This is a genomic window from Pedobacter sp. L105, from assembly GCF_009765875.1.
Taxonomy (GTDB): domain Bacteria; phylum Bacteroidota; class Bacteroidia; order Sphingobacteriales; family Sphingobacteriaceae; genus Pedobacter.
The window spans coordinates 198003-219886 of the sequence record NZ_LMUP01000004.1; the positions used below are offsets into that span (position 1 = coordinate 198003).

Sequence of the window (21884 nt, forward strand, 5' to 3'; positions counted from 1 at the left end):
TTAATTTTATTGGGCTACCGTTTGCAGCATAGTGATCGCATCATCAACAGTTTTGAGGTCTTCAAAAGCAATACGCAACGTATTTTTTACTTCTTTCAGGTTACACATGCGTGGATGCTGCTGTGCGAAAGACAGGATCCTGTGGAACATTGGAGAATCAAAGAAATTGGATTGTTTGTTGGAAATAAAATAACCCCTTAATACCCCTTTTTTAAAGCTTAACTTTTCAAAGCCCAGTTCTTTTGCTGCCCACTGCAAACGAAGTACGTTTAACATCGTTTTTACAGGTTTAGGAACACTGCCAAAACGATCTTTTAAGGAAGTTTCAAAAGCCACCAATTGTGTTTCATTGTCCAGTTTGGAAAGCTCTGTATAAAGGTTATAACGCTCTGTAATATTCGTTACATAGTCATCCGGGATATACAGCTCAAGATCGGTATCAATTTGTGTAAAGGTTACAAAAGGACGTTCCTTGTCATCTTTAAAGAGATCTTTAAACTCATCAGATTTTAATTCCTGAATGGCTTCATCCAGGATCTTATGGTACATTTCAAATCCTATTTCAGCAATAAAGCCGCTCTGTTCCGCACCAAGGAGGTTTCCGCTTCCGCGGATATCCAGATCGCGCATAGCGATATTAAAACCGCTGCCCAAATCAGAAAACTCTTCAATGGCACTCAGTCTTTTTCTTGCCTCTGAAGTCAGCGTAGATAAAGGAGGGCTTAGCAGGTAACAGAAAGCTTTTTTATTGGACCGTCCTACACGTCCGCGCATCTGGTGAAGATCACTCAAACCAAACATATGTGCATGGTTAATGATGATCGTGTTGGCATTAGGAATATCCAGTCCGGCTTCGATAATCGTAGTTGCCACCAGTACATCTTTTTCACCATTGATAAAATCAAGCATTACATCTTCCAGGGCATCGCCGTCCAGTTGTCCGTGGGCAATACCGATACGTGCTTTAGGAACCAGTGTTTGTATCAACCCGCCCAGCTGCGGAAGATCATTTACCCGGTTATGGATAAAAAATACCTGTCCCCCGCGGTCAAGTTCAAATTGTACGGCTTCCTGGATCAGTTTATCATTAAATACATGCAGTTCTGTATTTACCGGCTGACGGTTAGGCGGCGGGGTACTCATAATTGAAAGGTCCCTTGCCCCCATTAAGGAGAAGTGCAGCGTTCTCGGAATAGGTGTTGCCGTTAACGTCAGCGTGTCTACATTGACACGCAGGGCACGTAGTTTTTCTTTGGCAGTAACCCCAAATTTCTGTTCTTCATCAATGATCATGATGCCCAGGGATTTGAATTTGACGTCTTTGCTTAGCAAACGATGGGTACCAATAATGATATCAACTTTACCTTCTTCTACCTTAGCCAGTGTTTCTTTGATCTGCTTATTTGTTTTGAAACGGTTGATATAGTCTACAGTACATGGAAATTCCTTTAAACGGCCTGAAAAGGTCTTAAAATGCTGTAAGGCGAGGATGGTGGTAGGCACCAGAACTGCTGCCTGCTTACCATTGGCTACTGCTTTGAAAGCGGCCCGGATAGCAATCTCTGTTTTTCCGAAGCCAACATCACCGCAAACCAGCCTGTCCATTGGATGCGGGGCCTCCATATCTTTTTTCACATCGCTGGTTGCCTTCATCTGATCTGGTGTATCTTCATAAATGAAGGAAGCTTCCAGTTCGGTTTCCAGGTAACCATCTGGATCAAAAGCGGTACCTACCTGCGATTTTCTCAGGGCATAGAGCTTGATCAGGTCGCGGGCAATGTCCTTAACTTTTTTTTTAGTAGTTTTTTTTAGTTTATCCCAGGCTTCTGTGCCCAGTTTATTCATTTTAGGGGCAGTACCATCTTTACCGCTGTATTTTGCAATACGGTTCAGCGAATTGATGTTTACATAGAGCAGATCATTATCGGCATATACCAGCCTGATCATTTCCTGCGTTTTACCATTCACTTCTACCTTTTCCAACCCGGCGTATTTACCTATGCCGTGATCGATATGCGTAACAAAGTCTCCGGGTTTTAGATCCCTGAGATCCTTCATGGTGATAGCCTGACTGCGCTGATAACCCCTTCTTAATTTATATTTATAGAAACGGTCGAATATCTGGTGGTCGGTATAAAAGGCGATCTGTTGCTTCGGATCAATAAAGCCCTCTCTGAGCTGAATATTTACAGGAACAAATTTGGCCGATTTATCAATATCATCTAATATGGCATATAAACGCTCTGTCTGTTTGGTGGAAGAGCTGGATATAAAATTATAGATACCATTTTTTTCGTTTTCTTTGATATTGTTGATCAGCAGGTGGAAATCCTTATTGAAGGAGGGCTGCGGCTTGGTATCAAAAAGGATCACATTTTCTGTTTTATAGAAGAACTGTTTGCCAAACTCTATGACGGAAAAATCATGCAGGATATCCCCCATCATCTTTTCATCAGAAAAGGCAAACTTAGGATCTATCCAATCCAGGTTTTCCTGTTTTTCTTTTGCAGGAAGCGCTTTCCATAATTCTACTGCTTTCTTATAACCGGTTTTGACTATATCTAAGGTAAATTCTACATCTTTAAACCAGAGCTGTGTGTCTTTATGGATATAATCCAGCAGGTTAATATTACTTTCAGTAAGGTATTTGGACTGCACATTGGGGATGATCGTGAAGCTTTTTACATCTTCTACAGAAAGCTGGCTGTCAATTTCGAAAGTGCGGATGCTTTCTACTTCATCTCCAAAAAACTCGATCCTGTAAGGGAGATCGTGAGAAAAAGAGAAAATATCTACAATACCTCCACGGATAGAAAACTGTCCGGGTTCATAGACAAAATCGCTGCGGTCAAAGTCGTAATCGATCAGAAATTCATTGATAAAATCAATACCCAGCTTTACACCCAGGCTAATTTCCAGGGTGTTTTTCTCCAGAACGGTTCTGTCGATCACTTTCTCTGCAAGGGCTTCAGGATAAGTCACCACGATCTTGCCATATGCCGAATCATGATTGAGTTCATTGAGCACCTCTGCCCTGGCGAGTACATTGGCTGTGTCTACCTGTGTAAAGTCGAATGCTTTACGGAAAGAAGAAGGGAAAATAAGCACTTCTTTTTCCAGGATACTTTCCAGATCGGCCATAAAATAGGCGGCTTCCTCCCTATCGGGAAGAATAAATAACTGAGGCTGGTGCAATAGAAAATAAGTGGCAACGGCAGCAACGGCATCAGCAGATCCTACCAGTCCCTTTAGTTGAAGTTTATTACCTTTACCCGAGTTGAGGGTCTTTGCCAGCGCTTCGATGCGCTCATCAGTTTTATATCTGTTGATCAGGTCGCGAATGTTCACACAACAAAGGTAATATTTATGATTTGCTAAACTGTAACAATGGCGCCATTAATGAATCTAAAATTTAAAACCGGGAAGATGAACAGGTTAAGTCCTATTCCACTGGAACTGATTTTATGGATTGCGGCGTTAAGCTTGCTAGCTTTGGCCAAACCGATAGATCACCATCAGGAATATCATTTTACTTTTTGTCCCCTGGCCAACCTGGGATGGCGCTGGTGCCCGGGCTGTGGATTAGGAAGGTCAATTACCCAACTGTTCCATGGAAATATCAAAGAAAGCCTGCGTTTTCACTGGCTTGGCATACCGGCAGTACTGATTATTGGCTTCAGAATTGCAACGCTGGGTAAGTATGAATGGAAAAGAATAAAGAACTAAAGATAAGAAGGAGAAAGAATTATGTACAACTCACCATTTATGATGCTTCCGGGCATCTCGCCACAGGAATTTTCCTATTTGCAAACCACTACTACGGGGTTTAATGAGCAGCAGTTAAATGGGTTTTTGATGATTTACTACAGTAAAAGAAGAAGCCCTGACGATATGATATTGTATTGTGTACTCAGCTTTTTTGTTCCTGGTTTACAACGTTTTCTGGTAAATCAGATAGGAATGGGAATCCTGTATTTCTTCACTGCAGGCTTGTGTTTTATCGGTACGATTATCGATATGGTTAATTATAAAACACTGGCATTTGAATATAACCAAAAAATGGTATTTGAAAGTTTACAGTTAGTAAAAATGGGAACGATCACTCAATAACCGAAGCCGGATCGTATATTTACGCCATGAGATTAGCTGTGTTGATCAAATACCTGGAAGACTATGCACCGCTGAATTATCAGGAAGATTATGATAATTCAGGTTTGCTGACAGGTGATGTAAATGAAGAGGTTGTAGCTGCTTTGGTAGCACTGGACTGTACAGAAGAAATAGTTGATGAGGCGATTGCAAAAAACTGCAACCTGATCATTACCCATCATCCTATCGTGTTTAAAGGCTTAAAAAAGCTGACCGGTAAGAATTACGTGGAACGCGTGGTATTGAAAGCCATCAAAAATAATATTGCTTTATACGCGATCCATACCAACCTGGATAGTGTGCATAACGGTGTAAACGGAGTGATCTGCAATCGGCTGGGTTTACAGCAGGCCAGGATTCTTCATCCAAAATCAGGAGTTTTAAAAAAACTAGTCACTTTTTGTCCTCCGGCGCAGCTTCCTGTACTAAGAGAGGCTTTGTTTGCTGCGGGAGCAGGCCATATTGGCAATTACAGCGATGCCAGTTTTAATGCAGATGGCACCGGAACGTTTAAAGCAGGTCCGGGAACGAATCCCTTTGTTGGTGAGCAGGGTTTACAACACCATGAGCATGAAACCAGGATTGAAATGATATTTCCTATGCAGAATGAACGTAAAATTTTGCTGGCTTTGCTGGAAAACCATCCTTATGAGGAGGTGGCTTATGATATTTATCCGCTGGAGAATAAATTAAATACCGTTGGTGCCGGCATGATCGGCTGGCTGGAACAGGAAATGGAAGCATCAGATTTCCTGGGTTTTGTAAAATCCAGGATGAACGCTATGTTAATCAGGCATACCAAATCAACGGGTAAAAAGATAAAAAAAGTTGCTGTATGTGGTGGTTCGGGCAGTTTTTTACTGCAGCATGCGATAGCTGCCGGAGCAGATGCATTCATCACCGCAGATTTTAAGTACCATGAGTTTTTTGATGCAGATGGAAAATTGATCATTGCCGATATCGGACACTTTGAAAGTGAACAATTTACATCTGAATTGTTGATTGATATTATTCGGGAAAAATTTCCTAACTTTGCAATCCGTTTAACGGAGCATAACACAAACCCCATAAATTATTTCATTTAATGGAACAAACTGTAGAGCAAAAGCTAAAAGCTTTATACGAATTACAAACCCTGCATACAAAAATTGATAAAATACGTCAGATCCGTGGTGAATTGCCAATGGAAGTGGCTGATTTAGAGGATGAAGTAGCTGGATTGGAAACGCGTATACAAAAATTCAAGGCTGAATTGGATGAAACTGAGGATGCCATTGTAACACGTAAAAACATGATCAAGGAATCTCAGAACCTGATCAAGAAATATGATACTCAATTAAAAGAGGTAAAAAACAATCGTGAATACGATGCTTTAACAAAGGAAGTGGAGATCCAATCATTGGAAATTCAGGTTTGTGAAAAGAAAATCAGAGAGCATGGATTTGAAATTGCATCCAAAACTGAGATCTATGAAAAAGCTTTAGGTGACCTGGAATCGAGAAAAAACGACCTGGAAATCAAAAAAGGAGAATTACAGACCATTACTTCAGAAACTGAAAAAGATGAACTTGCTTTAAGCAAAAAATCGGAGAAAGCTGAAGCTGGAATTGAAGATCGTTTATTGGTCGCTTACAGAAGATTAAGAAGTAATGCCGTTAACGGACTTGCTGTTGTTACGATCGACCGTGATTCATGTTCTGGTTGTTTTAACCAAATCCCGCCACAGCGTCAGTTAGATATCCGTCAGCGTAAAAAGATCATCGTATGTGAGCATTGCGGAAGGATCCTGGTTGATGAGGCATTAACTCAGGAAGCTGTTCCGGCTTAATACGAATAGAGAAAAAAACGATAATCACTTTGATTATCTTAAAAATATCAAACGGCCAGATCAAATCTGGCCGTTTTTTGTACAGAATTATTTTCCATCAAAACAATACACAGACTTCAATCGTTATTGGATATTGTTACGATTAGAAATCCATTATTTTATGCCTGCTAAAAGTAGAGTTATCCTACTGTTGAAATATCCAATCATCTGTCTTTTTATCTTCCTGCCCTGCACTGTCCATGCTAACTTTGATTTTAATGCCAATTGTTTAAAGGCTTACCAGCTGATATTTGAACTCAAATTAAATGCTGCCCGCCAGCTCATTGTCACAGAAAAAAGAGCACATCCAAAAAATGCCATTGTTCCATTGCTGGAGAACTATGTAGATTATTTTTATTTGATTACTACGGAAAGCAAAGATGATTTTGAAAGACTCAAAGAAGAAAAATCAAAGCGGCTTGACCTGATTGAGGATGAGGACAGTAATTCTCCCTATTACTTGTACGCCCAGGCGGAGATTAACCTGCAGTGGGCCCTGTTGAGGAGCCGTTACGGAGAATATTTTACTGCTGCGAGGGAGATCAAAAAGGCCAGTTCTGAATTGCAGGAAAACAGTAAAAAATACCCTGGATTTCGTCTTAATGCAAAAGGCATCGGGCTGATCAATGTTTTTTTAGGAAACCTTCCTGATGGATTGCTTAAAACGGCTTTGTCTGCTTTTGGTATCAAAGGAGATGTACAGAAAGGTATCGCTATGCTGGATAACCTGGCACAGGGGCTTCCCCGTTCTACTTATGAACCTTTTTATGAAGAGGTGGTATTTTACTATTCTTTTGTATTGTCTGACATTGTACATGCGCCTGATGCTTATGCAAAAACAATGAAATACACAGCGAGAATTGCCGACAGTAGTTTGCTGAAAGCTTATCTACAGGCCTATGTCTGCGCGAGAAATGCACATAATGATGAGGCGATTGCTATTCTGGCAAACCGCCCGACAGGAGATGCCTATCAGCCCTTTCCTTATCTGGAGCTGTTAATGGGTACGGCAAAGCTCAATAAACTGGACTATTCTGCAACGGTTAACTTTAAAAAGTTCCTGGCTTTAAATAAAGGCTGTAATTACATTAAGGATGCAAACCTTCACTTGTCGTGGGTTGCGTTGCTAAATGGTGATACCGGGGCTTATAAAGCTTACACGGCTAAAGTAAAGGCTGAAGGTTATACTTATGGTGAGAGGGATAAGCAGGCGATGAACGAAGCCCTTGCTCCTACGCCTAACCATAATTTGTTAACCGCCAGGCTGCTGTTTGACGGAGGGTACTTTAATAAAGCGGCAGCTATATTAGCAGACGAGCGGGTAAACAGTTTTTCTTCTATGAAGGACAAAGCTGAGTTTTGCTACCGTTCAGGTAGGATAGCTGAGGCACTGGATAAAGATGATACTGCTCTGGTTGACTATCAGGGCGCAGTAAATTATGGAAAGGGTTTAAAATATTATTATGCCGCAAATTCGGCGTTGAATATGGGTAAGATCTATGCCAGAAAAAAAAGCAGTGCCAAAGCTAAGGCATACTTTAACCAGGCTATTAATATGAAAGATCATGAGTATGCGAACAGTATAGAAGCTCAGGCCAAAGATGGCCTTAAGCATGTAGGAAATTAGCCTTTGAATTAAAATTTGTAAACAAATGCATTGATATGCATTCCTGCGCCTACAGAAGCAAATACAGCGTATTCTCCTGTTTTAATTTTGTAGCCCTCTACTTTATCGTTTAATACCAGGTCCAGCAGGGTTGGAATAGTTGCTACAGAACTATTTCCCAGCCAGGAGATGGTCATAGGCACAAGGTTTTCAGGGACTGTATCCAGATCGTATAGTTTAAACAGCCTTTTCATAATGGCATTGTCCATTTTTCCGTTTGCCTGATGGATAAAAACAGTTTTGATATCGTTGATATGCAGGCCAGCTTTATCTATTGCCATTTTTACAACCTGTGGGACATTAACAACTGCAAACTCATATAGTTTGCGGCCGTTCATCTTCAGGTATGTATTACCGTCCTGTATGGTCGGGTTGCCACTGGGGCCCATGATCAGCAGTGAAGAATAATTACCGGCAAAAGTTTGTGTTTTATGGGAAACGATACCTGTGGGTTCTTCAGCCTCAGCAGCTTCAAAAATTACTGCTCCTGCCCCATCAGAAAAGATCATACTGTCACGATCATGCGGATCTATAATCCTCGACAGTGTTTCTGCTCCGATAACCAGTACACGTTTTGCGTCTCCGCTTTGAATGAGATAATTGGCTTGTATGGTTCCCTGTACCCATCCCGGGCAACCGAAAATAATATCATAAGCTACACAATCAGGGTTATTGATTTCCAGCTGCTGCTTAACTTTGGCTGCCAGTGAAGGGAGCATGTTCATGCGGTTGCTTCCTTTTTCTATATCCCCGAAGTTATGGCAGAAAATAATATGGTCCAGTGTTTCTTTATCAATGCCGGCGTCAGCTATTGCTTTTTGAGCAGCAATGGTGGCGATGTTGCTATTGAGGAGATGATCATCAACATAACGACGTTCCATGATCTCAGTAATCTCTGAAAATTTGCTGATGATATCAGCAATATTTTTTTCAATAATGGCCCCATTCTCATAGAAAATGGACTTTAAGAAGGATTCTCCTGAAATTATGTTATCCGGAATATAACTTCCTGTACCTGCTATTACTGAATATAGACGCTTATTATTGCTCATTTTGAACCGTATACTGTTTTGGTATCGAGTATAAAATTAGGATAAATATCTTGATAATAAAAATTTTATGAGAAATCGTCGATTAAAAAAACGAATAATTCTTTGGGGCCGTGAGCACCCAGTACCAGTGTTTTTTCAATATCAGCAGTCCTGCTAGGGCCTGTGATTGTACTGATCATAGAAGGGATTTGACTGCCATATTTATCTTTGATGAGTTTAAATCCATCTTTAAGATCCATTACCATCTGGCCGGTCCTTGCGATAACAATATGGTGATGGGGAAAGATACTTAACCTCCTGCCGGCTTCGTTTTGATTGCTGACTAAAATAGAGCCGTTCCTGGCAATTAAAGCTTCGCAAAGGGTTATTCCAACCTCGGCCATTTCAAAGTCCTTGTCGGTCTTGTAAAAAGGGAATTCGTAAGTAGACAGGAGTTCCTGCAGTTCGGGTTCCCAGCAGTAGATCTTCCTCCATTTGAACTTGTCTGCCAGCTCCAGGATGTTTTCAATAAATTCTACGCCATCCTCACAAAAAATAAAATTGCCGGATACAGCAGTGAGCTGTTCGGCAAATAAAATTTCTGGAATCTCTGAAGTAGGTTTGTAAAGGGGAGTTTCTTCTAGATTAGGATAAGGATTGTCTCTTTTTTCGAGCAGAGCTTTCCTTATCTTTTTTAGCATTAACTCTTTGGAGGAAATATTCTCTTGCATAAAAAAATGGATTTGCTATCACCTGTTTGACCAGGTGATAGCTCCATAAAATTAATTATTATGATTCAGTTTGTGCCGGAGCAACAGGTGCCGCAGGATCAAACGTTTCCCCTACACCATCATGAAGCAAGCCTTCAGCAGCAGGTTTCTGATCTCCTGTACCGTTTACAAATTCATCATAAGTAGTACGGTTATCAAAAGGACGTTTACCCAGTATTTCTTCCAGATCTGCCTGGAACAGAATTTCTTTTTCAATCAATTTCTGTGCAAGCATTTCCAATCCTTCTCTTTTGTCAACCAAAAGCTGGATTGTTCTTTGATACGTATCGCTGATTAAGGTACGCACTTCAATATCGATCAGTTCAGAAGTTTTTTCTGAATAAGGTTTGTTGAAGTTGTATTCGTTCTGCGGATCATGGAAAGACACATTACCAATGGTACTGTTCATACCATAAATGGTAACCATAGCATAGGCCAGTTTAGTAATTCTCTCCAGGTCATTCTGCGCACCTGTAGATATTTTACCAAAAACCACTTCTTCTGCTGCACGGCCACCTAAGGTCATGCACATTCCATCAGTAAGCTGCTCTGTAGTATACAAAAACTGTTCTTTAGGTAAGTATTGCGCATAACCTAATGCTGCAACGCCACGTGGAACGATAGATACTTTTACCAGTGGATCAGCATGTTCCAGGAACCATCCTGCGATGGCATGTCCTGCTTCATGGTAAGCAACAATACGTTTCTCTTCAGGAGAGATGATCTTGTTTTTCTTTTCCAAACCGCCAATTACACGGTCAATAGCATCCTGGAAATCCTGCATATCTACGGATTCCTTATTTCTTCTGGCTGCGATCAGCGCTGCTTCATTACAAACGTTGGCGATCTCAGCACCTGCAAAACCAGGAGTTTGTGCAGAAAGTTTTTTAGCATCAACAACAACATCTGTTTTAATCGGTTTCAAGTGAACTTTAAAGATCTGCTCTCTGCCTACTAAATCTGGTTTATCGATAGAAATCTGTCTGTCGAACCTTCCCGGACGAAGCAATGCGCTATCCAGTACATCCGGACGGTTAGTTGCTGCCAGAATGATAATTCCTGAGTCTGTTCCAAAACCATCCATTTCAACCAGCAACTGATTCAGCGTATTCTCACGCTCATCATTACCGCCCATCATGCTGTTTTTTCCACGGGCACGGCCAATTGCATCCACCTCATCAATAAAGATGATACATGGGGCCTTATCTTTCGCCTGTTTAAACAAGTCTCTTACACGGGAGGCACCAACACCGACAAACATTTCAACAAAGTCTGATCCTGATAAAGAGAAAAAAGGAACCTGCGCTTCACCTGCAACGGCTTTAGCCAGTAATGTTTTACCTGTGCCCGGAGAGCCTACTAAAAGCGCTCCTTTAGGGATTTTACCTCCCAGGTTGGTATATTTTTTAGGGTTTTTAAGGAAATCTACAATTTCCATTACTTCCTGTTTGGCTTCTTCCAGACCGGCAACATCGTTAAACGTTACATTTACCTGGCTTTCTTTGTCGAACAAAGTGGCTTTAGATTTTCCGATATTGAATATCTGACCGCCGCCACCGCCTGCACCGCCGCCCATTTTGCGCATGATGAAGATCCAGAATCCTATAAATAATAAGATAGGGATAATCACTGTGAAGAACCAGGAGTTAAAAGTACTTTGTCTGGTTTCTTTTTCTGCCAAGATTTGATTCTCTACAGGAATGGTTTTTTGTGCTTCCCTTAACTGAGCATCCAGTGCATCCATTGATCCGGCAGTGAATGATACTGTAGGGCCGCCGGTTGAACCGAAGTTGCTTTTAGTTTCGTATTTTTTGTATTTCTCCTGGTTCAGGCGATCCGGTTTGATAAAAACATCGGCCCTAACCAGATCTTCATACTTATAAGCGATAATCTTCTGAACATCCCCGGGAGCGAGCATGTTGGTTTCAAATTCTCTATAAGTGACAGTTTTGTTGGTATCATTGGTAAATAATACGGAAACCAGGACAAGGCCTAAAATGATAGCAGCATAAACCCAGAATATATTAAAATTCGAACCTTTTTGGGGCTTTTTTGGAATATTAGGTATTCTCTTTATTAATTTGGGTTTTGTATTTTCTTTCTCTTTCATCATTGATTCAAAAAAATGTATAATGTTGTAACTGGTTATGCGCTTTGGTAAGAAGTAGTCTGAGCATCGCCCCATAAATCTTCAATCCCATAAAAATCTCTCTTTTCTGTTTTGAATATATGAATAACAACGTCAAAATAATCTAAAATTATCCATTCCGCGTTTTCTAGCCCTTCTTTCCTCCAGGGACTAGCCTGTGTGCTTTTGTAAATTTCATCCTCTACACTATCTGCAATTGCTTTTACCTGCGTAGAAGAGTCTGCATTGCAAACTATAAAATAATCTGATACAGAGCTGTTTAAGTTTCTTAAGTCCAGACGGACAATATCATGTCCCTTTTTTTCCTGCATGCCATGAACGGCTATTTCTGAAAGGTAGGTAGAAAGGTTTACTAATTTCTTTTTTAACATTAAAATGTTTTATTTTTGATAAATAACCACTATAAATTTAACTATTGCAAAATAACACTTTTTCAACATTATTTGTTGGTCAAAATCTTATCAAATTATTAGCAGTTGATTCTACTAATAACTTTATGAAAAGCATGGTGTCAAATTCCGAGCCATTACCCGAAGGAACTGTTATTATGGCAGAGAATCAATTTCAGGGAAGAGGGCAGGTTGAAAGTAAATGGCATGCCGAACCAGGAAAAAATCTCACTTTCAGTATTCTTCTTCATCCGGTGTTCCTTGCGCCGGGAGATCAGTTCAGGTTAAATATGGCGGTGAGCATTGCTATACAAAGAGCACTGGGGGCATTGATAGGAGAGTGTTTATCCGTTAAATGGCCCAACGACATCTATTTTGGTGATAAAAAGCTCGGTGGAATACTCATTGAAAATATAATTTCGGGCAGCAGGATCAAAGCTTCTATTATAGGGATCGGTATCAACGTAAATCAGCAAGTCTTTGAAAACGATTTAGTAAGCCGTGCAGGCTCTATCTGTCAAATTTTACAAAAAGATGTTGATTTAATATCGCTTTTAGCACAAATTTGCAGTCATATTGAGGTAGCTTATTTGAAATTAAGGGCTGGAAACTACTCTAATTTACGGCAGGATTATCTGAATTATCTTTATCGGTTTAACGTTAAAGCGAATTACAGACAAAATGGCGAAGTGATTACCGGTAAGATCATCGACGTAAGTGAAAGAGGGCTTTTAAGCCTGGAAACAGAAAAGGGAGTATTATCGTATAATTTTAAGGAAATAGAGTTTATTCAGTCATAAATCACAAAATCAAAAACATACACCAAACAATTTTAGCCATGAAAAAAGTAATCTTAGTATGTACAATGTTACTGTTTACCGTTCTGGGTGTTTCTGCCCAGATTGAGAACCCTGTAACATGGTCTTATGCACAGAAGAAGATCAGCAATACAGAAGCAATCGTTTATGTTAAGGCCACCATCCAGGACGGATGGCATATTTATTCTCAAAATGTAAAACCAGGAGGCCCGGTAAAAACCACGATAAAGTTTAATCCTTCGAAAGATTATACTAAAGTGGGAATTACAGCAGAGCCTAAGCCGCTTTCGAAATTTGAAAAAGTTTTTGATATGAATGTGGGCTATTTTGAAAAACAAGTAGTATTTCAGCAAAAAATTAAGTTGAATAAACCTGAAACCACAGTAAGCGGTACAATTGAATTTATGGTTTGTGATGAATCCAGATGTCTTCCTCCTGACGAAATAAAATTCACTTTAGCCGTTAAGTAGTTGAACAAATGAATTATAGCAGAGTGTTGGGGGATTCCTGACACTCTTTTTTTTGTCCCGGGCTGGCCGAATATAGATATACAGTAAAATATTGATGATGGCTGCTTCAAAGCTTTTTAAACAAGAAATTATAAGTAATTTCACGGCCTTGTATAACATACAAATGAAATCGCTCCGGATTTGCTTGTACAAAAGTAAATGGAGCTGATTCATAATAGCTTGATTACCAAAAACAATTCTATATAAATGAAACCTGCATGAGCTTACAGCTCTTAAAAAGAAATGAATAAGCTCATGCAAGCTTCATAACCGATAAAATGAAATATATTCTAATGAAAAAGTTAATTCTAATTTTTGGCCTGGTACTGTCCCTGTTTCTCCTGCAGTCTGGTCAGAGTTTTGCATTTGTCCAGCAAAAGGATTCTACCACAGTAAGTGATGATATTCAATTTACTGAGATAGGCTCTGCAGCGGATAGTGCCGGAAATGCTGCGCTTAAAAAAGATACGGCAAAGAAAGATACGACGCACAAGGAGGTAGCAAAGACTGGATCTGAGCGTAAATTGGTTCAGCCGGGACATCAGACTGAGCAGGAAAAAACTTTTTGGGATACTTTTATACAGGGACTTGTAGGCGGCTTTATCGCCTTTTTGATGCCGTGTATCTTTCCTATGGTACCGCTAACGGTAAGTTATTTTACCAAAAGGGCAGGCAGCAGGCAAAAAGGAATCGGACAAGCGCTCATCTATGGAATTTCCATCATCATCATTTATGTTGCTTTTGGTTTACTAATCACTATTGTTTTTGGATCGACCAAATTGAATGAGTTAAGCAGCAGCGGAACGTTTAATTTTGCTTTCTTTATCCTGCTGGTTGTTTTCGCGATCTCTTTCTTTGGTGCTTTTGAAATCACTTTACCCAGTTCTTTTGTCAATAAAATAGATGCGAAAGCAGATAACAGTAAAGGCTTAGGCGGCATATTTTTCATGGCTGCTTCCCTGGCGTTGGTTTCGTTTTCATGTACAGGGCCAATTATCGGTACCCTGCTTGTGCAGGCGAGCTCTAAAGGCGATATTCTTGCGCCTGCGATAGGGATGTTTGGTTTTGCATTAGCATTAGCGCTTCCATTTACGCTTTCAGCGATATTCCCTGGTTTTTTAAGCAGTATGCCTAAGTCCGGCGGCTGGTTAAACAGCGTAAAGGTTTGTCTGGGTTTTTTGGAACTGGCACTGGCGATGAAGTTTTTATCTGCTGCCGATCTGGTATGGCACTGGAATTGGTTTGACAGGGAGATCTTCCTGTCGTTATGGATCGTGATCTTTACGCTCATGGGAATGTACATTCTTGGAAAGATTAAGTTTTCGCATGATAGTGATGTTCCTTTTGTCTCTGTACCAAGATTGTTTTTTGCCGTATTCTCTTTCTCTTTCGCTATATATTTAGTACCTGGATTATGGGGAGCGCCAGTAAATATTTTAAGCGGTATAGCACCACCCTTAAACACACAGGATTTTATTTTAGGTGGTAATACCGGCGGTCCTTCACAGGGGAGTTCTGATTTTCCTGCAGTTGTTAAATACAATGATGTGCTGCATCCGCCACATGGCTTTAATGCTTTTTTTGATCTGGATGAAGGATTGGCCTACGCTAAAAAGGTAAATAAACCTATACTAATTGATTTTACAGGACATGCCTGCGTAAATTGCAGGAAAATGGAAGATAAAGTCTGGATAGATCCAAAGGTGGGCCATTTGATTAAAGATGAGTATGTACTGATACAATTATATGTCGACGAGCGTTCTGTTAAGATGCCTGCTGAAAAAGTGCATTATTCAAAAATCCTGCGGACAACTACCGACGATCTGGGCCGTTGGAACGGTGATTTCCAGGCGTCAAATTACAATTCAAATTCTCAGCCTTTTTATGTGTTAGGCGGATATGACCTGGTTCCATTGGTTGCTCCTCAGGGCGCAATATTTGACGCAGAACAATTTGCTGCTTATTTACAAAGTGGCCTTGATAAATTTAAAGCATCCAAGAAATAATAATAAGAATGAACAAGATTAAAAACATTGCAGTATTAACTTCAGGCGGAGACGCTCCTGGAATGAATGCTGCCATAAGGGCAGTAGTAAGGGCTGGAATTTATTATGAATTAAATGTTTCTGGCGTATTAAGAGGATATGAAGGCCTGATTAACGGGGATTTCATGCCTATGGACCGGAAGTCTGTTGCTAATATTATACAGCGCGGCGGGACTATTCTGAAAACAGCTCGTAGTGATGAGTTCAGAACAAAAGAAGGAAGACAAAAAGCTTATGATCAGCTGAAAGCTCACGAAATTGATGCTTTGGTAGTGATAGGCGGGGATGGAACTTTTACCGGAGCCCACTTGTTTACTTCCGAGTTTGATTTTCCGGTTATAGGCTTGCCTGGTACCATTGATAATGACCTTGCAGGAACTGATTTTACTATTGGTTACGATACGGCAATCAATACTGTAGTGAATGCAATTGACAAGATACGTGATACGGCAGAATCTCACGACAGGCTTTTCATTGTTGAAGTAATGGGGCGTGATTCTGGTTTGATTGCTTTACGCAGCGGAATTGGTGTAGGTGCAGAAGCCATCATGATCCCTGAAGCCAATATGGGTGTTGAAGGTCTGATTAAAAGACTGGAGATCGGCCGTAAGGATAAATCTTCTAAAATCATTATTGTTGCAGAGGGAGATGAAGTTGGGGGAGCATTTAATGTAGGAGAAGTCCTGAAAGAGAATTTCCCGAATTATGATATCAGGGTATCCGTACTGGGACACATTCAGCGCGGGGGCAAACCAAGTTGTATGGACAGGGTGCTGGCAAGCCGCTTTGGTGTTGCTGCTGTAGAAGGTTTGTTAAACGGACAAAAAGGAGACATGGTAGGGCAGGTGAATAAAGAAATTACATTTACTCCTTTTGACCATGCCATTAAACATATTGATGCAGAAGCCGTAACTCCGGTTTGGTTGAAATTGGTAGAGATCCTTTCCTTATAGGTTAAAAGGATTTATCTGGCTTCGCTGAAAAAACAGATGTACTCTTTTGTTGCTGAAACCTTCGCTCGCTGCGCTTGCAAAATTTCGAGGCAACAAAAGAGTACACCTGTTTTTTTTGGATTATCCATTATAAAGCGCTTTATAGCAAGGCTGCCCGGAAGATCCTATAGGAGAAGCTTAAAAAGTACAAGGTTTTTTTTGGGATTATACATTATAAAGTGCTTTATAGCATGGCTGCCTGGAAGATCCCATAGGAGAAGCTTAAAAAAATGATGGTGTTGTATGACGGCCTAGAAATTTTGTGAACATAGCGAACAAAGGTTTCAGCCGGAATACAATACCATCATTTTAAAATAAGATAATTATCCTTTACAGGCTGCTATAAAAGCTTTTCCAGTACCTGCTGCCAGGTATCTACCCTTTCATAATCTGTGACCAGCATATTGTGCGGTGATGAAAACAGCAGTTTCCTTCCGTCAAAACCTGAGAAATTTTTAATACGGTCATCAATTAATACATCAGCTTTAATAATTTTATCACCACAGAACACAATGTTTTTCCAGGATATGAAGGGGAAATGTTCTCCCAGCCAGTCAATTTTATCTTCCAGGGATTTGGGAAATTCTATAGCAGCAGAAACGATGTATACCTCATGCTTTTCCTGAAGTTTTTTTAATGCATCAATACTGCCTTCAATAACCGGCAGATCCCTAAAAAACCCTCTTTCATTGATATAGTCAAACCATTTATGGTTAATATGCTCGGGTACATGGTGATAGATTTCATTCCCCGGATCAATAATCGTGTCAATAGGGATTCCATAGTCACGGTTATAGAGTTTAATAAATTTACTAATCGGATCGGCTAATACTTCATCCATGTCTATAGCTATTCTCATCTCTCTTTTTTAGGGTAAATATCTCCAATTAGAAGGTAAATTCAGAACAATTGAATTTAAAATTCAGGCATCTTGCTAATCATTAGTATTTTACTTACTTTTGCGTCCCCGCAAGCATGAAGCTCCGGGAACTATGTTGAATACATAAACTTATAAAAGAATGGCAACTAAAATCAGATTGCAAAGATTCGGTAAAAAAGGAAAACCTTTTTTCCACGTAGTGGTAGCAGATTCACGCTCACCAAGAGATGGTAAATTTATTGAGCGTTTAGGTTCATACAACCCAAACACCAATCCTGCAACTATCGAAATCAATTTCGAAAAAACATTAGACTGGGTTAACAAAGGTGCACAACCTACGGATACTTGTCGCGCAATTCTTTCTTACAAAGGTGTTTTATACATGAAACACTTAGAAGGCGGTGTAAAAAAAGGTGCTTTAACTACTGAACAGGCTGATGCTAAATTTGCAGCATGGTTAGAAGCTAAAGATGGTAAAATCGAAGGTAAAAAAGACGGCCTGACTAAATCTAAAGATGAAGTTAAAAAAGCTGCCCTTGCTGCTGAGACTAAGAAAAACGCTGATCGTGGCGCGGCTCTTGCCATCAAAAATGCACCAGTTGAAGAAGTTGCTGCTGAAGAAGCAACAGCTGAATCAACAGAAGAAACTGCTGAAGCTGTAGAAGCTCCTGCAACAGAAGAAAACACGGAAGAACAAGCATAGTATTTTGTAATTCTTAATGATAGCGAAGAATCCTTCCCTGAAGGTTTTCTTCGCTATTTTTATTTAATGAATATCTGATTAGATCAATTATGACACACGAAGAGGCATTTTATATCGGTTATATTACCAAAACAAAGGGATTAAAGGGGGAAGTACAGCTTTACTTTGAATATGATGAACCTGATCTGCTGGATCTGGATGTTATTTTTGCTGATATGAATGGTAAGATGGTTCCTTTTTTTGTTGCGTCCTGTAAACTGCAGGCCAATAATACGGGCTATATGTACTTTGATGATATTGATCATATCGATAAGGCGCAGCCTTTGGTGAGGAAGAAGATTTATCTTCCGCTAACTAAACAGCCGGACAGGAGCGATGATGATTTTCATTACAATGATCTGAAAGGTTTCATTGCCTCCGATAAAACACATGGTGAACTAGGCGAGATTATTGAAATCAATGAATATCCCCAGCAATTTGTCGCTACTGTTTCTTATCAGAATAAAGAAATCCTGTTCCCTTTGAATGACGATATGATCATTGAAATTGATGAGGATGAAGGTACGCTGCTGGTTGACCTTCCTGACGGATTACTGGATCTTTACCTTTCAAATTAATATTATCATTATGCGTTTTGACATCATCACTGTTTTACCAGATCTGCTGCAGAGTCCGTTTGCACATTCTATACTGCAAAGGGCGCAAACAAAAGGTATTGCCGAAATTGTAGTGCACAGCCTGAGGGATTATTCTACCAATAAGCAGCGTAGCGTAGACGATTACCCTTATGGCGGCGGGAGTGGTATGGTGATGTCCATTGAGCCTTTTGCGCGCTGTATAGAGGCTTTAAAGGAGCAAAGGACATATGATGAAATTATCTTTATGAGCCCTGACGGAATAACGTTGAACCAGACTATTGCCAATGAGCTGTCGGGCAAGGGAAATATCATGATTCTCTGCGGACATTATAAGGGAATAGATCAGCGGATCAGGGATATTTATGTGACGCGTGAAATTTCTATCGGGGATTATGTGTTATCCGGCGGCGAGCTTCCTGCCGCGGTATTGGTAGATGCGATTGTCAGGTTAATACCTGGTGTATTGAACGACGAAACCTCTGCTTTGTCGGATAGTTTCCAGGGAGGCTTACTCGACGCGCCTGTGTATACACGTCCGGCTGACTGGAAAGGGCACCTTGTTCCGGAAATTTTATTGAGTGGTCATGAGTCTAAAATAAATAACTGGAGGCATGAACAAGCTTTGGCGCGCACTCAGCGGCTTAGACCGGATATTTTAGAAGATTAATCTTCCCCTGTTTTAATGTTTTAACATGTAACTTTCCGGATACACTTCTTCTTTTCTGTTTAAAATAATTTTTTCTCGTTTATTTTATTTTTAAATGAAATTGTTTCTATATTTACGAAATTAATTCCTGAGGGCGTTCTCGGGTATTCTAATAGGTTGTAAATAATTTCAAAGTGTATGAACAAAAATGTTGAAAAATATAAGATTAATGATTTTTTAGACAAGCTTACTGTTAAAGAGTATAAATTCGCAATGAAGGTTATACCTGAAATCCTTGATGTTTCTATGAACACCTTTCATAATTATCGTAGGATCAAGGTTGGCGAGCCTCAGGACATTCCTTACGAAAAAGTTAAATTAATGGAAATATTATTTGGGGTTAAAAGCGGCGCGCTGGAAAACGTTGAAATGAAAGGGAAAAGCCTTGCTGAATTGTTTAAGGCACAATAAGTGACTCAAAAGAGTTGGGTTACCTGGAAGGCTTGAATATAATTCTTATGGAATTTGCGGTGTTATGTGGAAAAAAATAAAAATCACTTTTTTTTATAAAATAAATTTCCTAATATTGCAGTCCGATTTTAAACAACAAAAAGTCGGCTTAATAGCTTAAAATCATGGATTTAGTAAAATTTGTTGAAGAGCAGGTAATCGCAAAGAACGAGTTTCCTGTATTCAAATCAGGAGATACAGTGAGTGTTCACTATAAAATTCGCGAAGGTAATAAAGAACGTATTCAAATTTACCAAGGCGTGGTCTTACAACGTAACAGCGTAGGTGCTAATGAGACATTTACAGTTCGTAAAATGTCTAACGGTGTTGGTGTGGAACGTATCTTCCCTATCAATTCCCCAAACATTGCTAAAATAGAAGTTAACAGTCACGGTAAAGTGCGTAGAGCTAAATTATTCTACCTGCGTGAATTGACTGGTAAAGCTGCTCGTATCAAGTCTAAAAGAGTTTAATTTTAATAACTCTTCAAAAAATATAGCCTTCCTGATGATATCGGGGAGGCTTTTTTGTGGTTAAAAAACTGGCTATAAAGCTACTGCAATGAATATCCATGACTTCTGTGCGGCTTTACTTGATAACTAATTAGTCTGGATGAATTTTTATAGCAATGAACTGTGAGGCTCCTGTAACGGATAATCAGTCCTATCTGTATCTTGTTAGTGGATTTGTTTGGGGGATTTTATAAGCCACGTTGCTACAGATGATCTTAAAAAAAACAAAGATGCCCTTTTGCTGCCTAGGAATTTTGCCTCTTCAGGCAAAGGTTCCAGCAACAAAAGGGCATACTTGTTTTTAAGCGAAGCTTGTAAAAGCTTATACGATTTTAAGTTTAGCAACTGGTTCGGCCAGTTCAGCCAGTACCGTAATACCGCCTTTAACCATCTGGTTTAACTCCAGATTGACCTTAGTGCCTATAGGAAGAAAAATATCAACCCTGGAACCGAATTTAATGAAGCCAAATTCCTTACTCTGTTCAACTTGATCACCTTCTTTAAGGTACCATACAATCCGTCTGGCTAATGCACCGGCAATTTGTCTGAACAGTACCGGTGTTCCGTTTTCGTGCTCTACAACCACTGTGGTGCGCTCATTTTCAGTTGATGACTTCGGGTTCCAGGCGGCAAGATATTTTCCAGGATGATATTTGAAAAATTTAACAACACCGGATATGGGATTTCTGTTGATATGTACATTTACAGGAGACATAAAAATAGAAACCTGTAATCTTCTATCTTTAAAATATTCGGCTTCTGTAGTTTCCTCAATTACTACAACCTTTCCATCGGCAGGACAGATCACGAGATTCCTGCCGGTTTCGAATTTCCTTGATGGATTCCTGAAGAATTGCAGTACGGTGATGAATAAAGCGAATGAAGCGATGTAAGCCACCCATCTTAACCAGAAGATGTCAGCAAAGCGGTAGTCAATTACAGCGTTCAGGACGAAGATAAAAAGCAATGAAACTGCTATAGTTGTATAACCTTCTTTGTGTATTGTCATTGTTAAAATGTGTTTTTACAAATTTGTGAAAAATTTACCGGAATCAGTGTAGGGAATCACCATCCTGAACCAGGGAATAGATATCCTTAAGATTTCTTCCCAGTCCATTATAATCAAGCCCGTAACCAACAACAAAGTTATTGGGGATTTCAAATCCGATATATTCCAATTCTTTAATGGATGTCTGTATGGCGGCTGGCTTATAGAGTAAGGTGCAAACGCGAATAGAAGCTGGTTGCTGCAAATAGACCTTTTCCAATAAATAGGTTAGGGTAAAACCGGTGTCTACGATATCCTCTACGAGCACCACATGGCGGTTATGCAAATTATCGGGTAATCCAAAAGCTTCTTTGATGACAGCTTTACTTTCTGTTCCTTCATAGGAAGAAATTTTGATAAAGCCTACTTCACAGGGAACATCTACTTCTTTAAGCAGATCGGCCATAAATAAAAAGCTGCCGTTCAAAACACCGATGAAAACAGGGCACTTGTCTTCGTAATCAATATTTAACTGTATACCAATTAAGCGGGTGCGTTTATTGATGTCATCGTTCGGTATGAATCTGCTGAACATTTTATCTCCAACCTCAATTGTGCTCAT

At 39.9% G+C, this 21884-nt stretch carries 22 protein-coding genes; 14 read left to right on the forward strand and 8 right to left on the reverse strand.

Annotated elements, in window-relative coordinates:
• Window positions 1–6: 6 nt before the first annotated feature.
• Window positions 7–3348 (reverse strand): transcription-repair coupling factor, encoded by a 3342-nt coding sequence (gene mfd, locus GSQ84_RS05980; RefSeq protein WP_158796355.1) that lies wholly within the window; start codon window positions 3346–3348, stop codon window positions 7–9.
• A 78-nt stretch (window positions 3349–3426) separates the two neighbouring features.
• Between mfd and GSQ84_RS05985 the strand changes: the two genes are divergently transcribed.
• The 5 genes from GSQ84_RS05985 (at window position 3427) to GSQ84_RS06005 (ending at window position 7643) form a co-directional block, all read left to right on the forward strand.
• Window positions 3427–3726 carry a DUF2752 domain-containing protein gene (locus GSQ84_RS05985; protein ID WP_158796356.1) on the forward strand — a complete coding sequence of 100 codons (300 nt, stop codon included), beginning with the start codon at window positions 3427–3429 and terminating at the stop codon, window positions 3724–3726.
• A 21-nt stretch (window positions 3727–3747) separates the two neighbouring features.
• A complete protein-coding gene (locus GSQ84_RS05990) occupies window positions 3748–4110 on the forward strand; it encodes a TM2 domain-containing protein (protein WP_158796357.1) in 363 nt (120 codons plus the stop codon).
• 26 nt (window positions 4111–4136) lie between these two features.
• Window positions 4137–5234, forward strand: a complete 1098-nt coding sequence (locus GSQ84_RS05995; protein WP_158796358.1) for a Nif3-like dinuclear metal center hexameric protein — start codon at window positions 4137–4139, stop codon at window positions 5232–5234.
• On the forward strand, window positions 5234–5977 hold the full coding sequence (locus GSQ84_RS06000) for a zinc ribbon domain-containing protein (RefSeq protein ID WP_158796359.1): 744 nt from the start codon (window positions 5234–5236) through the stop codon (window positions 5975–5977). Before GSQ84_RS05995 ends, GSQ84_RS06000 begins: the two co-directional genes overlap by 1 nt.
• Before the next feature lie 160 nt (window positions 5978–6137).
• A complete protein-coding gene (locus tag GSQ84_RS06005) occupies window positions 6138–7643 on the forward strand; it encodes a tetratricopeptide repeat protein (protein ID WP_254070790.1) in 1506 nt (501 codons plus the stop codon).
• Between the two features lie 8 nt (window positions 7644–7651).
• Here the strand turns inward: GSQ84_RS06005 and GSQ84_RS06010 are convergent, their stop codons facing one another.
• From GSQ84_RS06010 to rsfS, 4 genes are all read right to left on the reverse strand, one after another.
• Complete coding sequence (locus GSQ84_RS06010; RefSeq protein WP_158796360.1) at window positions 7652–8734, reverse strand: 3-oxoacyl-ACP synthase III family protein; 1083 nt, start codon at window positions 8732–8734, stop codon at window positions 7652–7654.
• A 65-nt stretch (window positions 8735–8799) separates the two neighbouring features.
• Entirely contained in the window at window positions 8800–9444 is a 645-nt protein-coding gene (locus GSQ84_RS06015; protein ID WP_158796361.1) for an LUD domain-containing protein, read from the reverse strand.
• A gap of 58 nt (window positions 9445–9502) precedes the next feature.
• A complete protein-coding gene (gene ftsH / locus GSQ84_RS06020) occupies window positions 9503–11593 on the reverse strand; it encodes an ATP-dependent zinc metalloprotease FtsH (protein ID WP_158797349.1) in 2091 nt (696 codons plus the stop codon).
• Between the two features lie 35 nt (window positions 11594–11628).
• On the reverse strand, window positions 11629–12003 hold the full coding sequence (gene rsfS, locus GSQ84_RS06025; protein WP_158796362.1) for a ribosome silencing factor: 375 nt from the start codon (window positions 12001–12003) through the stop codon (window positions 11629–11631).
• Between the two features lie 44 nt (window positions 12004–12047).
• Here rsfS and GSQ84_RS06030 point away from each other — a divergent pair, with 44 nt between their 5' ends.
• The 4 genes from GSQ84_RS06030 (at window position 12048) to pfkA (ending at window position 16346) form a co-directional block, all read left to right on the forward strand.
• The gene (locus tag GSQ84_RS06030) at window positions 12048–12821 is read left to right on the forward strand and encodes a biotin--[acetyl-CoA-carboxylase] ligase (RefSeq protein ID WP_158796363.1); all 774 of its coding nucleotides are present in this window, start codon (window positions 12048–12050) and stop codon (window positions 12819–12821) included.
• A 38-nt stretch (window positions 12822–12859) separates the two neighbouring features.
• Window positions 12860–13309 carry a protein-disulfide reductase DsbD domain-containing protein gene (locus GSQ84_RS06035; RefSeq protein ID WP_158796364.1) on the forward strand — a complete coding sequence of 150 codons (450 nt, stop codon included), beginning with the start codon at window positions 12860–12862 and terminating at the stop codon, window positions 13307–13309.
• Window positions 13310–13641: 332 nt separating this feature from the next.
• Window positions 13642–15354 carry a protein-disulfide reductase DsbD gene (locus GSQ84_RS06040; RefSeq protein ID WP_158796365.1) on the forward strand — a complete coding sequence of 571 codons (1713 nt, stop codon included), beginning with the start codon at window positions 13642–13644 and terminating at the stop codon, window positions 15352–15354.
• 8 nt (window positions 15355–15362) lie between these two features.
• A complete protein-coding gene (gene pfkA / locus GSQ84_RS06045; RefSeq protein WP_158796366.1) occupies window positions 15363–16346 on the forward strand; it encodes a 6-phosphofructokinase in 984 nt (327 codons plus the stop codon).
• A 379-nt stretch (window positions 16347–16725) separates the two neighbouring features.
• Here pfkA and GSQ84_RS06050 read toward each other — a convergent pair whose 3' ends face one another.
• A complete protein-coding gene (locus GSQ84_RS06050; RefSeq protein WP_254070791.1) occupies window positions 16726–17244 on the reverse strand; it encodes a 5'(3')-deoxyribonucleotidase in 519 nt (172 codons plus the stop codon).
• A 160-nt stretch (window positions 17245–17404) separates the two neighbouring features.
• On the opposite strand from GSQ84_RS06050, the gene GSQ84_RS06055 reads away from it, so the two are divergent.
• From GSQ84_RS06055 to rplS, 5 genes are all read left to right on the forward strand, one after another.
• Window positions 17405–17968, forward strand: a complete 564-nt coding sequence (locus GSQ84_RS06055; protein WP_158796367.1) for a 30S ribosomal protein S16 — start codon at window positions 17405–17407, stop codon at window positions 17966–17968.
• An 89-nt stretch (window positions 17969–18057) separates the two neighbouring features.
• A complete protein-coding gene (gene rimM, locus GSQ84_RS06060; RefSeq protein ID WP_158796368.1) occupies window positions 18058–18585 on the forward strand; it encodes a ribosome maturation factor RimM in 528 nt (175 codons plus the stop codon).
• A 10-nt stretch (window positions 18586–18595) separates the two neighbouring features.
• A complete protein-coding gene (trmD, locus tag GSQ84_RS06065; RefSeq protein WP_158796369.1) occupies window positions 18596–19273 on the forward strand; it encodes a tRNA (guanosine(37)-N1)-methyltransferase TrmD in 678 nt (225 codons plus the stop codon).
• A 177-nt stretch (window positions 19274–19450) separates the two neighbouring features.
• Window positions 19451–19723: a hypothetical protein gene (locus tag GSQ84_RS06070; protein WP_158796370.1), complete on the forward strand. Its 273-nt coding sequence runs from the start codon at window positions 19451–19453 to the stop codon at window positions 19721–19723.
• Window positions 19724–19887: 164 nt separating this feature from the next.
• Window positions 19888–20235 (forward strand): 50S ribosomal protein L19, encoded by a 348-nt coding sequence (gene rplS / locus GSQ84_RS06075; RefSeq protein WP_158796371.1) that lies wholly within the window; start codon window positions 19888–19890, stop codon window positions 20233–20235.
• 361 nt (window positions 20236–20596) lie between these two features.
• Here rplS and GSQ84_RS06080 read toward each other — a convergent pair whose 3' ends face one another.
• Together GSQ84_RS06080 and hpt are read right to left on the reverse strand one after the other, a co-directional pair.
• Window positions 20597–21283, reverse strand: coding sequence for a phosphatidylserine decarboxylase family protein (locus GSQ84_RS06080; protein ID WP_158796372.1), 687 nt, complete (start codon window positions 21281–21283; stop codon window positions 20597–20599).
• A 43-nt stretch (window positions 21284–21326) separates the two neighbouring features.
• Window positions 21327–21884 (reverse strand): hypoxanthine phosphoribosyltransferase, encoded by a 558-nt coding sequence (gene hpt / locus GSQ84_RS06085; protein ID WP_158796373.1) that lies wholly within the window; start codon window positions 21882–21884, stop codon window positions 21327–21329.